The organism is Rheinheimera sp. B2H12 (genome assembly GCF_059620065.1).
In genome coordinates this window covers 4325449-4338319 of record NZ_CM184363.1, presented here as the reverse complement: position 1 = coordinate 4338319, position 12871 = coordinate 4325449, and the positions used below count along the sequence as shown (strand labels likewise).

The 12871-nt window shown below is 52.5% G+C and carries 10 protein-coding genes; 3 read left to right on the top strand and 7 right to left on the bottom strand.

Features of this window, described 5'->3' with window-relative positions; translation table 11 throughout:
- Nucleotides 1-2: 2 nt before the first annotated feature.
- The 6 genes from AC53GJ_RS18495 to AC53GJ_RS18470 form a co-directional block, all read right to left on the bottom strand.
- Nucleotides 3-1055, bottom strand: a complete 1053-nt coding sequence (locus AC53GJ_RS18495; protein ID WP_496729868.1) for a M48 family metallopeptidase — start codon at nt 1053-1055, stop codon at nt 3-5.
- A 1-nt stretch (nt 1056) separates the two neighbouring features.
- Complete coding sequence (locus AC53GJ_RS18490; protein ID WP_496729867.1) at nt 1057-2112, bottom strand: YjgN family protein; 1056 nt, start codon at nt 2110-2112, stop codon at nt 1057-1059.
- 241 nt (nt 2113-2353) lie between these two features.
- Complete coding sequence (locus tag AC53GJ_RS18485; RefSeq protein ID WP_496729866.1) at nt 2354-2602, bottom strand: DUF3297 family protein; 249 nt, start codon at nt 2600-2602, stop codon at nt 2354-2356.
- A gap of 136 nt (nt 2603-2738) precedes the next feature.
- Nucleotides 2739-4637 (bottom strand): ankyrin repeat domain-containing protein, encoded by a 1899-nt coding sequence (locus AC53GJ_RS18480; protein WP_496729865.1) that lies wholly within the window; start codon nt 4635-4637, stop codon nt 2739-2741.
- Between the two features lie 122 nt (nt 4638-4759).
- Complete coding sequence (gene zapE, locus AC53GJ_RS18475; protein WP_496729864.1) at nt 4760-5872, bottom strand: cell division protein ZapE; 1113 nt, start codon at nt 5870-5872, stop codon at nt 4760-4762.
- Between the two features lie 60 nt (nt 5873-5932).
- Nucleotides 5933-7981 (bottom strand): S9 family peptidase, encoded by a 2049-nt coding sequence (locus AC53GJ_RS18470; RefSeq protein ID WP_496729863.1) that lies wholly within the window; start codon nt 7979-7981, stop codon nt 5933-5935.
- Between the two features lie 223 nt (nt 7982-8204).
- Here AC53GJ_RS18470 and AC53GJ_RS18465 point away from each other — a divergent pair, with 223 nt between their 5' ends.
- The 3 genes from AC53GJ_RS18465 to AC53GJ_RS18455 all read left to right on the top strand — a co-directional run bounded on the left by AC53GJ_RS18465 (nt 8205) and on the right by AC53GJ_RS18455 (nt 12040).
- On the top strand, nt 8205-9221 hold the full coding sequence (locus tag AC53GJ_RS18465; protein WP_496729862.1) for a Fe(3+) ABC transporter substrate-binding protein: 1017 nt from the start codon (nt 8205-8207) through the stop codon (nt 9219-9221).
- Nucleotides 9222-9308: 87 nt separating this feature from the next.
- A complete protein-coding gene (locus tag AC53GJ_RS18460) occupies nt 9309-11003 on the top strand; it encodes an ABC transporter permease (RefSeq protein WP_496729861.1) in 1695 nt (564 codons plus the stop codon).
- The gene (locus tag AC53GJ_RS18455; RefSeq protein WP_496729860.1) at nt 11003-12040 is read left to right on the top strand and encodes an ABC transporter ATP-binding protein; all 1038 of its coding nucleotides are present in this window, start codon (nt 11003-11005) and stop codon (nt 12038-12040) included. The genes AC53GJ_RS18460 and AC53GJ_RS18455 overlap by 1 nt, the downstream gene beginning before the upstream one ends.
- A gap of 4 nt (nt 12041-12044) precedes the next feature.
- Here AC53GJ_RS18455 and AC53GJ_RS18450 read toward each other — a convergent pair whose 3' ends face one another.
- Complete coding sequence (locus AC53GJ_RS18450; protein WP_496729859.1) at nt 12045-12839, bottom strand: transporter substrate-binding domain-containing protein; 795 nt, start codon at nt 12837-12839, stop codon at nt 12045-12047.
- Nucleotides 12840-12871 lie beyond the last annotated feature (32 nt).

Sequence of the window (12871 nt, the reverse complement as noted above, 5' to 3'; positions counted from 1 at the left end):
TGCTATTTGCTTGTTGGCTGCTGTTTTGCTTTCGCTTGCTCAATCCGTTCACTGCTGCTGGGGTGGCTGCTGAGATAGCGAGTCCAGCTTTCGATGGTCTCAGCATCCTGACCGGCTGCCGCTTGCTGGATAGCTTGCATGGCGTCGATAAAACCTGTGGTCGCTTTGCCTAGCAGCAATAACTGACTGGTGGCAAAATCGTCGGCCTGACTTTCCATTTGGCGTGAGAAGCTATGTTGCAACAAACTACTGCCGGTGCCGAGCAGAGTTTCAGTCAGACCTTCCAAGTCGCTGAATAAGATGGCAAACATTACAGTGGTTGCCGTTGATTGGACCAGTAAGGTCAAGCCATGCTGGTGACGGACATGGCCGGCTTCATGCAGAAATACCGCCAGTAAAGCATCAGGTTTATCGCGCAATAATTGCACCAACTGGTCGGTAAATACCAGCGTACCAGCCGGTAACGCAAAAGCATTGGGCCCCAGTTTGGCGGCATCACGAAACTGGATATCCACCTTGACTCTGGCATTGGCCGGTAACGCTTGCATCGCCTGCACCCATTGTTGTTGCCATTGTTGTTGCTCCTGCGCTGGCAGTTTGGATGGATCTAACAGGGTTTGATCCAACAGTTGCAGCGTTTGTTTATCAACCGCCTGCACTGCCGCTTGCGGTAGCCACGGCAGCAGCGCGACAGCCAGTTTTGGCATCCCCACCATGGTCAGCCACCACAACAGCAGTGGCACCAACAGCACCGACAACAGAATCACACCTTTATGCTGTTCCAATCGGGTGGCCAGACTGGCGTTTTGTGTTGCGAGCAGCCGCCGGCTGAGCCTGAAACTGAGGTCGGCCGGAATAAAATAACTGCCATCACTAAACCGCAGTTCTTGTGCCAGGCCAGGCAAATCGGCACCCTGACTGAAGTCAGTGCCTTGCCACACCAGCTGTTGATCGGCGGACTGATAAATCTGCAATACGCTGGCCGTGATCTGCAGCTGCGCCGCACAGCACTGGCTGCTGGCGGCAAAATAAAAAGTCCCTGCGACTGGCTGCATATCAGGTTAACGAAAAGTCGGCGTCATACAAACCTGCGGCATCATCGGCAAAGGCGGAAGATTCAGCAGCCAGTTGATCCCGCAGTTGATCCAGCGCCGGCTGGACTGTCACTTCGGTATGTGCAGCGAGTAGTCGGCTGATGCGGATTTTCGCGAAGGGATAAGCTAAACCAAGTGAAACGGCAATCAATAACAGGTTGGTCAGGCTGACCAGAAATAACTTCAGTACTGGTACATCAGATTTGAAACTGGCCAGTTCAGGTAAAGTGGTGGCATTAAATAAATGATTGCGGATGATGGCTTGATAGACAGCACCTGTCAGGGTTAATAATGCCAGATAAGCCAGCATCAAGGGCACAAACAACCAAGGCGCCGCTTTCAGATCGTTATCCTGTGCGTTGAATTGCAGGGCCACGGCAATCACAATCGCTAACCCCACTAAGCCAACACACACCAGTAACGCCATCAGCGCGGCCCGGTAATAACTGCTGGTGCTGGTGTTGACGACAAAGGTTTTACCGCCATAACTGATATTGCCAAATACATACTGATCCAGCCGTTTTAATACCCATGGCAACGCCAGGTATAAGGTGAAAATACTAAGAAATGGCAACAGCATAAAATTAATCATCGCATCACCATAGCCACCCTGAAAACCAAAGCGGACATTGCGGTAACTGGTCATCCGCAGGTTAAAGCGCACGCTCATGATCAGCAGCCAAGGCATGATAAATAAAAAGGCAATGGCGGCGATAATGGCCACTAACGGGAACAGATTGGTCAGCAGTGAAATCACTAAAAATAGCCCGACCGCCAGCAAACGGCCTTTCAGAATTTGCATCGGGGTCGCCAGATAACGGAAAGCATGGCCATCAATTTGGGTATGGCCATAAAAATACTGCATGGTTCTGACCTTTGCCCATGCGCTGTAAATACCAAGCGTCAGAATACTGAGCAAAATATTCACAATCCAGATGCCAAAAAATTCGCTGCCGCGCCCACTAAAGTGGATACGACCGCTGCGAGCCTGCGCCGCATGGTTAGTTTGAGTGTCCATGAAAATCCTTTTAGGGAATTATGTTAAAAATTGTAACTAGTGTAACTTTGCTTTTACTTGTTGTCGAGAGGGGCGTGTACAGCGGGATCTGTGTTGTGAGCCATGCTGCCAATTGGCCGGTTTGAAAATCATCGTGGAGGTTGGGGTGACTTGGGGAGTACCGCGGTCGATGAATGCGAACAGCTTGTTGCTGCTCAGCTTACGCCTGCTGCCAACCAAAGCAGCAGGCCGGGTAGCAAACTTAACGATAAAAAGCTTCGACTGTACCTTTGATGGTGATTAACAACGCTTGGCCACGGCGATCAACCGCTTTGCCAGCTGGTACTCTGACCCAGCCTTCGCTGATGCAATATTCTTCGACATCAAACCGTTCTTTGCCATTGAGGCGGATGCCAATGTCAAATTCGAAAATTTCCGCCGCATAGAATGGGCTGCGAGGATGGACGCAAAGGCGATCCGGTAAGGCCGGGCGAGCTGTAGTATCGTTCATGCTGTTGATCTGTGTTGAAGAAAAAAGAGCGCTATTGTAGGCAATGCTGCGCGCCGGCTCAAGGACTTCTCAGAGCCCGGCTGACATCACTCTGAGATCCAACTTTCAAATGATTGATTTTTAGATTCTTTATACGCTAGTAGGCGATTGCCCTGGCGTCAGCACCCAGTTGAGGTTGCAGCTGTGAGAGGAGCATGTCCAGCATCCGGATCCGCGCCCGGTACTGTGTTTTATAACAGGTCAACTGCTCTGTGTTGTCGGTGCGCTTACACGCTGTCCATAAGTTTTTCAGCCATTGTCGTTGCTGCTGTTTTAAGTCCGGCGCTATCGCGGTGTGCTGAAGGGCCTGGTAGCGTAAAGTTAATTCTGTATCGTAAATTCTAAGCCCAGCCGAGGCACACAATTGTTGCTCATGAGCGCGTTTCACATCAGTACAAGAGAAAGTTGCTGCCGGGGCTTTGTGTTTCTGTAATTGCGCCAGTGACGAATCTCCTAAACCAGACAACTGTAAACTTCTGTTTTTATTTAGATAAAATGCTAAATCATGGCCAGCGCTATCTTTTGCTGTGGCATCAGCTCCGGCATTTAGCAGTAAGGCGATGGTGGCAGCAGAGCCATTTTCGGCTGCATACATCAGTGCGCTGCGCTGGTCTTGCTGCAGTTGTTGCCACTGAGATTGCACTGAGGTCTGGTCATTGAGCTGAGTGTTGAATGCCAGCAATTGCACTATCGCATCGTAATCGTTGAAATGCGCCGCCCACATCAAGGCCGTTTTGCCATACCAGTTTTTTGTGGTCAGCAGTTGCTGCAGTGCCGCTGGTGGCAGTTTGTCCAGTTGGTCGAGCGGGTAATCTGCTTGCCAGGCACAAGGAGGCGCGATGTTGTTGGCTGCTCCATCCTCGCCACAAGGACTGACGGCCAGCTCAGGCGGCAGGTTTTTGTTACCACTGGCCTGATACAGGTAATTCTGCAGTGCCCGCGCTGCCAGTTGTGCTGCCACTTCGGCAGACAGCCTAAACTGCTGGCGGTAGAAATTGCTCAGTGCCGGGGCAGCCAACAGCATCAATTCGCGCAAAGCATTGGCTTCACGCTGGCTCCAGGCATCCGCTGCGCCAAAATACTGCAGCCATTGCGCCACTGCTGTAGTGCCAATACAGGCTGAGTCCTGACAGTTGGCGGTGATTGGTTTGAGTAACCAGGGTCTGGTCAACAACTGATACCAGACGCCGTCGCCTATTGGCGGTCGAAAGCCCATGCTGCCATGGTGCTGATTTTCACCAGCGGTGACATAAGTATCCATCACCACCAGATGCAAAGCACGCACAGCTGCCAGATCCGGCAACTTGGTTTGAGCAATTTTGCACACTTGCTGTGGCTGCGGCCAAAGCCGCCAAACTGTCTGTTCACTCCCTAGGTAGTACAAATGTTGTTGAAATAAAAACAAATTATTCGGGCTTGCTAACATGCCGGCCGGCTGATTTTCCACAGCCAGCCGATAAGGCTGTAAAAATGCGCTGAGTTCATCCTCAATAAGCTCAGGCTGCAGTAAAACTTGTGCTTGCTCAGGAGGTAGCAGAAAATATTCGGCGAAAGGTCCGCGCCAGCCCAGCATATTGATCCTTAACAGCAAGCGGTCTGCCACTTCCGCTGGCGCTTGCGGTGACATTAACAAGGTATTGTGGTCGCTGAAACCCAGCGCGCCATTAAAAAAGGCGGCGCGCTGTAATAAAGGCGTCCACTGTAGCCATTGCCAGGCTGGATCTGAGATATCTTGCTGGAAAGTCAGCACAGGCCTGGGGGATTGCATCGGCTCAAGGCGGATGTCTTCAGTCACGGCGGGTTGTAACTGTTGTCTGTCGCGAAATGGTAATTTCGAGGCGTAACGCTGTTGCATCACCGTCAAGAAACTTGCGCAGACAGGCGCCTGATCAACGGCCAGCGTTAAAGTGGCGGCTTTGAGTTCAGAGGAGGCGGTGGCAGCGCCACTCAGTTGCCAGCAGCTCGCCAGCAGTAGGAACCTAAACCAGAGTTTCATACAAAAAATCCTATTAAAATCAGAATCAATCCCCGATAGCGGCAGCAGCTAACCTGGATTGGCAACCAAAGCCAACACCGCCAGCCTGCAGTACCGCAGGGTCTCATGCATCAGGTGCTGCATCACGAGCTCACAGCGTCCAGTTGCCAGCTCTGCATCTCGTACAACCTTGATACAGTGCGTTCAAAAGCAAAACTTAGCTGGCTGGCCTGGTAGAGTTCAGCCACCGGTACTTGCGCGGTCAGCAGTAATAAACAGCGGCGATCGTAACATTCGTCCACTAATGCGATAAAACGGCGCGCTTCGTTGTCGAGTTTGCTGACAAACAGTTCCTGCGCTTCACGCTGATAATTTTCTTCCACCCCATGCAAAATAGCAGTGTCCGAGACGCGGGTAAATTGCGGTACATTGGCAACGGCAATCAGCCGATAGTCGCTGGTCAGCGCCATATAATCGAGCTGACTGCGCGGGCCCGAGCATAAGGCCATAAAATCAAAACCGATAGCACGTTCATTGCGCCATAAACAAGGCACAGTTCTTTGCAGCAGGCGCAATTCGCTGATGAACTGCAGCGGGCCTGTCAGTTGCTCGGTTTGTTGCTGCAACCAGCGCAGGCTGTGCGGGTCGGTCGAGGTTAACTGATAATAACGAAAATCGGCAGCGCTTAAGCGGCGGTAATCCAGCCCATGATCAAGCGGCAACACCTGACAATGCTGTTGTAATAACGCAATGGTGGGTAAAAATCGGCTGCGCTGCAGGCCATTGCGGTACAGCTCATCCGGCGGCGCATTGGAGGTGGTGACCAGCACGACACCCAAGGTAAACAGCTCGCGCCATAAGGTGCCCAGCAGCATGGCATCACCAATATCCGTGACAAAAAACTCATCAAAACAGAGCACCTGATACTGCCGTGCCCATTGGGCGGCAATCTGACGCAGCGGTTCCGGCTGGCCATTCAGTTGGTATAATTCCTGATGCACGCGAGCCATAAAGTGATGAAAATGCAGCCGAATTTTGCGCTTCGTGGCTAAATGCTGATAAAAACTGTCCATCAGCATGGTTTTGCCGCGACCCACAGGGCCATGCAGATAAATGCCACGTTGTGCTGCAACTGCTGATGGCTGGGTCATGTGCAATTGTCCGGCCAGAGTTGCCAGTTGTTGCAAACAAAACCATTGTACCGGGTCGAATTGCAAGAGCCCTTGCTCGACTTGCTGTTGATACTGCTGCAGCATAGAAGGTCCTGTGAAGCAAGGCAGGGCGTGCTATTCGTCAGCACGCTGCCAGCTGTGGTGTTAAGCGTCTGGGCTGGCGCCCAGATGACGGTTCAGCCAATCGATAAATTCCTGATACCAGAAAATGGCATTGTTTGGTTTTAGGATCCAATGGTTTTCATCCGGGAAATACACCAATCGCGCTTCGATATTTTTGCCCTTGAGGACTCCATAGAGTTCCAGCCCTTGCGTTACCGGCACCCGGTAGTCCAGCTCACCATGCGTGACCAGCATCGGGATACTGAAGTTTTCGGCAAACATCGCCGGATTCACCTGCTGTAGTTTATCCTTGTCTTGCCAGGGCGAGCCACCGTAAGCGGCAGGCCGGTGCAGGGTGCTGTCGGAGGCGAACTGACTCAGCAGGTTGTAAACACCAGCGTGTGAAATCAGCGCTTTATATTTGCTGCTATGACCTGCTATCCAGTTCACCAGATAACCGCCATAACTGCCACCGGCAGCGGCCACCCTGCTTTCATCGATAAAACCGCGTGACACCATGTAATCGACCGCCGCTTCCGAGTCGAAGAAAGGTTTACTGGCATGATCGCCATGGATAGAGGCGGTAAAAGCCTCACCAAAGCCGGTCGAACCATGAAAGTTTGGCAAAATAGTGACATAACCGGCGGCGGCAAACACCTGCGGATTCCAGCGATAACTGAAACTGTCACCAAAATAACTGTGCGGGCCGCCATGCAGCAGATTCAGCAAAGGCCAACGCTGGCTGGGATTAAAATTGGGTGGATACACAATAAACATCTGGATGGGCTTGCCATCGGCGCCGGCAAAAGAGGCTTCTTCAACTTTGCCCCATTGCACCTGTTGTTGCAGCTGTTGGTTAAACTGGCTGACTTGTTTCAGGGTGCGGCTTTGATTATCCAGTAAAAACACTTCCGGCAACTGACTGATGCCATGTTGCACCAACACAAATTGCTGGGCATTGGCAACCTGGAATTGCTCGTTGCTGCCCTGGCGCAACACTTGTTTCACCGCGCCACCCTGCACTGGCACTGAAAACACCGATTCGCGCGCTTTATCGGCCGCAGTGAAGTACAACATTTTACTGTCTTTGGAAAAATGCCATTGGGCGGCGGATAAATCGACATTGGCGGCCAGCGGGCTGGCGGTTTTTTTCGCCAGGTTAAAGTTCATCAGCCGAACCGCATCGTCAGTAAAGTCCAACCGTTTTTGCGCGCCATACACCAGGGTTCTGCCATCCGGGCTAAACAACGGTTTGCTGTCGTCGGCCTTATTGGCTGCAGTGATATTGACAAAACTGCCACTGCCATCGGTATCTACCAGCAAAATATCCCGGTTTAATTGCTGGTAGGGGGCAGGGCTGGTGACAGCACTGACGGCAATGGTTTTATCATCCGGCGACAAATCGTATTCAGCAGCCCCATCCAGGCTGAACCAGCGTTGCCAGTTCGGGGTCAGCGAGCGGATTTCGCCGCTGTCGATGTCAACACTGAAAAACTGCGGGTACCAATTGTCAGTCAACCATTGGTCCCAAAAGCGATAAACCCGGTTTTCACTGACTTTGGCACTGATATTGTCACTGCCTTTGGCTGCCGCTTTTTGTTGTTGGGCTTGTGCCAGAGCAGCAAAATCACCATTAAAGCCGGCAGGCACCTTGGCCACAAACAGCAATTTTTTACCGTCATTAAACCAATGCGGAGCAGTGACAGCGACCGGTAATTTGGTGATGGCTTTGGCTTCGCCGCCAAACACCGGCATCACATACAATTGCGGATGTTGCTGGTCCCGCTTGGATAAAAATGCGATACGGCGACCATCCGGACTCCAGATCGGATGGGTATCACTGGCGCTATGGCTGGTGAGTGTGATTTGTTTACCGGACGCCAGTTCCAGCAGTTGAATGTCGGCATTGCCTTTGTCGCTGCTCAGATCGTAGCGGGTCAGACTAAATACGGCACGCTGACCATCCGGAGATACCTGTAAACCACTGGGTCGGGCCACTTGCCAGAGCATGGGGGCTGTCAGTTTTTCAGCCGCCAGGCTCAGCGGAGCGAAAAAAGCAGCTAACAAACTGATCGAAAACAGTAATTTCATAGTAAATCATCCAAAAACAAGCAAAACTGGCGTTAGCATAGGCCAAGCGTCTGTCAGCTGGCAACCTGTTACCCCCTGTCTGGCGTTGATTTGGCGCGGTTATCGTAGTTTTGTTGAGAATTATTCTTGTTTATGTATACTTGCAACAGCAAGGCGCTGCCACTATGACAAGCGCCTTGCCGTCATCTGACATTTATTTCACTTTCAGCAAGAGGAAACTTTGATGATCCGTACTTTATTCAGCCGACCGGCAGTAGCGCTGCTGCTGGCTGGTTGCAGCACCCTGGCACAGGCCAGCGAAGTGAATGTGTATTCCGCCCGTCAGGAAGAACTGATCAAACCAGTGCTGGATAAATTTACCGCCAGCACTGGTATCAAAGTCAATCTAATCACCGGCAAACCGGATGAACTGATTAGCCGGATGGCGAGTGAAGGCCGTAACAGCCCGGCCGACGTGCTCATCAGTACCGATGTTGGCCGGTTATACCGGGCGCAGCAACAAGACTTATTGCAACCCATCCAATCCAAGCTGCTTGATGACAGTATTCCGGCGCACTTGCGCGACCCAGCGGCGCATTGGTTTGGTTTGACAGTGCGGGCGCGGCCTATTGTGTATGTACCAGGTAAAGTGGATCCGGCCGAGTTATCCACGCTGGAAGCGCTGGCAGAGCCGAAATGGCGCGGTCGGATTTGTATCCGTTCTTCTGACAATATTTATAACCAGTCGATGATTGCGGCCATGATTGCCAGCATCGGCGAAGAAAAAACGCTGCAATTTGCCAAAGGTTTAGTGGCCAATTTCGCCCAGCCGCCGAAAGGTGGCGATCGCGACCAAATTAAAGCGGCGGCAGCTGGCGTTTGTGATATCGCCATCGCCAATACCTATTATTTAGCCGGCATGTTTGATGATGCCAAAGATGCACCTGCCGCTAAACAAGTCAAAGTGTTCTGGCCAAATCAGGCTGATCGGGGGGCTCATATCAATATTTCTGGTGCCGCAGTGGCCAAATACGCCAAAAATAAAGCGCAGGCACAGCAACTTATCGAATATATGGTGCAACCGGAAGCACAAAACTGGTATGCCAGTACCAACCATGAATATCCAGTGTTAAAATCGGTCAGTCAAAGCGCTGTGCTCAAAAGCTTTGGTGCATTTAAAGCTGAGCAGCTGCCGCTGGTCAAATTAGGCGAACTGAACGCCCAGGCATTGCAATTGATGGATAAAGCCGGTTGGAAATAAAAACGCAGAGTCCCGCTACCAAGGTGGGGCTGGATTGAGAGTTGTTGTTGTGGTCACAGGTCAGCTAATCAGCTGGCCTGTTGCGCTATGAAGCTGTCGGAGCCGGTTGTGCTGGATCGGCAGAAATCACTGCTATTGCGTGCTGAGCGCTGGCGCGCCTGGTTGCCACAGCTACCGGTGTTGGCGCTGGCTTTGTTGTTATTATTGCCGTTGCTGGTGGTATTTAGCAGCTGGTTGCAGCCTGATTGGCCGCTGTGGCAGCATCTGCGCAGCACAGTGCTGGCCGATTATCTGCAAAATTCGTTATTGCTGGCGGCCGGGGTCGGCGTCGGTGCTTTGCTGATTGGCACCAGTCTGGCCTGGTTGCTGGTGTTTTACCGCTTTCCTGGCCGCGATCTGCTGCAATGGTTGGTGTTGCTGCCGCTGGCGATGCCGGCTTATATCATTGCTTATACCTATACCGGCATGCTGGATTTTGCCGGTCCGTTGCAAACCGCCTTACGTGACAGCTTTGGCTGGCGTTATGGCGATTATTATTTCCCGCAAATTCGCTCCTTAGGCGGCGCTATCTTGTTGCTGTCACTGGTGTTGTACCCTTATGTTTATTTACTGGCGCGCACAGCCTTTGCTGCCCAGTCGGCACGGCTGGCCGAAGCCAGTTTGAGTCTCGGCCTGTCGCGGCGTCAGCATTTTTTCAAAGTCACTTTACCTATGGCCAGACCGGCGCTGGTGACCGGTATGGCGCTGGCGATGATGGAAGCTTTTGCCGATTACGGTACCGTGCAATATTTTGGCGTGCCGACCCTGACCACGGGCATTTTCCGCACCTGGTTTGGCATGGGCCAACAAAGCGGCGCGGCTCAGTTAGCGGCGCTGCTCTGTTCGCTGGTATTGGTGCTGATTTATCTGGAGTTGGCCTCGCGTCGTCAACTGCACTTTTTTTATCAGGGGCAGGCGCATCAGGCGGTGGCAGGACGGCAATTGCGTGGCGGCAAAGCCGTGCTGGCGCTGCTGCTGGCGTTGTTGCCGCTGACCTTGGGTTTTTTATGGCCTGCCGCGGTATTACTGAGCTGGGCCTTACAAGACTGGCAGCAACTGTTGAGCCCGGTTTATTTACAGTTGTTATGGCATAGTTTCAGCTTGGCGATCATGGCAGCAGTGCTGGTGGTGGCGGTGGCCCTGTTGCTGGCCTATGGCTTAAGACTTTATAAACAATGGCCGTCACAACTGCTGATCCGCCTGGCCGGCATGGGCTATGCGGTGCCAGGCACTGTGATTGCCATTGGTGTGATGTGGCCGCTGGGCTATCTGGATAATCAACTGGATCTGTGGCTGGAGCAGCAGTTTGGTCTGCGCAGCGGTTTATTATTATCCGGGACTTTATTTGCCTTATTACTGGCCTATACAGTGCGGTTTTTAGCGGTGGCGCTGCAGGGAATTGAAGCTGGCCTGGGGCAGATAAAACCCAGTATGGATCAGGCTGCCCGCTCGCTGGGGTTATCCGGCCGACTGGTGTTATGGCGGGTCCATCTGCCGTTGTTGCGTGCTTCAGTGCTGACGGCTTTATTATTGGTGTTTGTCGATGTGCTGAAAGAATTACCCGCCACTTTGCTACTCAGACCTTTTAATTTTAATACGCTGGCGGTGCGCAGTTTTGAACTGGCCTCTGATGAGCGGCTGGCAGACGCTGCATTGCCGGCGCTGACCATAGTGCTGATTAGCCTGGGGCCTGTCATGCTGCTGGCGCGGGCATTGGACCGCTCAGAACGGAGAAGTTGCTGATGTTAACCTTGCACCAAATTGCCGTCGCTTATCAATCTTGTCTGGTGGTGAAAGATGTCAGTTTTAGTCTGCAAAAAGCCGAAATTGGTTGTCTGGTTGGCCCGTCAGGTTCTGGCAAAACCAGTATCTTGAGGGCTATCGCTGGCTTTGAAGCTGTGGCGGCTGGTCAGGTGTTGCTGGATGGCAGTCTGGTCAGTCAGCCTGGTTGGTTGTTGCCAGCCGAACAACGGCAGGTTGGCGTGGTGTTTCAGGATTATGCGTTATTTCCGCACTTAACTGTGGCAGAGAATATCGCTTTTGGTCTGTTCCGGCAGTCAAAATCAGCCCGGCAGCAAAAAGTGCAGCAGATGCTACAACTGGTTGGCCTGGCGGGGATGGGCGATCGGTATATTCATCAGTTATCTGGTGGCCAGCAACAACGGGTGGCATTGGCCAGAGCGCTGGCGCCGGCTCCCAGACTCTTGCTGCTGGATGAGCCTTTCTCCGGCTTGGACGCCGATTTACGCGATAGTCTGGCACGGGATATCCGGGCTATTTTACGTCAGTTACAGATCACCGCTGTGATGGTGACCCATGACCAGCATGAAGCCTTTGCCATGGCTGACTGGATTGGCGTGATGTCACACGGCATGTTGCAGCAGTGGGGTAGCCCTTATCAGTTGTATCATCAACCTGCCAATCGGTTTGTGGCCGATTTTATTGGTCAGGGTGATTTAGTGGCAGGTCAGGTGCTGGCCACAGGCCAGGTGAACACTTGTCTTGGTGTGTTCAGTACTGAGCTGCATAGTTTTGCTGTTGGTTCTTTGGTCGATGTGCTGATCCGGCCGGATGATATTGTACCGGATCCGGCCAGCCCCTTGCAGGCAAGGGTGCTGAACCGGGCTTTTCGTGGTGCCCATATGTTGTATCAGTTGGAATTGGCGGGCCAGCGCCTCAGTTGTCTGGCCCCTAGTCATCATCAGCATCAGTTGGGTGAAACTATTGGCATCAGACCCGATCTGGCGGACCTGGTGCTGTTTGCCCGGGCCGGCGTTTGAGCTGTTATTCGGCCAGATAACGCAAATAAATATCTGTGCCTTTGTCTATCGCCAACTGTTGCCATAAAGCGGCGGCCACTTGTGGCTGACGCTGGTAAAACTGTTTGCTAAACACCAGATAACCGGTATTGCTGTAAAGCGGCGGTTGTAACACTTTTAAACCTTTTGCCGTGATTGCTGCTGAAGCGCTTGCTTGACCAGCAATCTGGCATAAGGTCGTGACGGCATGGATACGTCCTTTGGCCAGCAACGCCAGATCCATAGTGCCGGATAACGTGTAATGCATAGTCATTTTTTGCTGGCTTGGACTTTTCAGTGGCGCATAACCCAGCGGTCTGGCCACAATCAACTCATCTACACCATAAAAGCGCGCGCCATCCCAATGCCAGCGCGCATCCTGCCGGCTGACCAGACAAGTCTGATGGGCGCCAAAGCCGCGCTCTGGATCCGGTTGTTGGCCTTGCATCGGGTACTGAGCTATCGCCAACCGCTCAGGCTGGAAACTCGCGATGACCGCATCGACCTGACCTGCCTCTAACGCTGCCAGACAACGTTTCCATGGTAAACGCGTCAGCTGTAGTTGCAGATTGGGGATAGCGGCGCTGAGCCGGCGTAAATGTTCGATGCTGGCACCAGGCCTGCCTTCAGGAATGGTGGCATTATTGCCCAGATAATAAGGCGGTAAAGCTTTATCTTCGTAACAAAACTGCAATGGCGTGATGGGCTGGCCAGCGATATCGCTGGCAGCTAACGCCAGACAGGGCAGTGCACAAAGCAAAGGCAAAACCATTTTCAGCATAGATTGCAGCGCAGATAAAAAACCATCTGGCA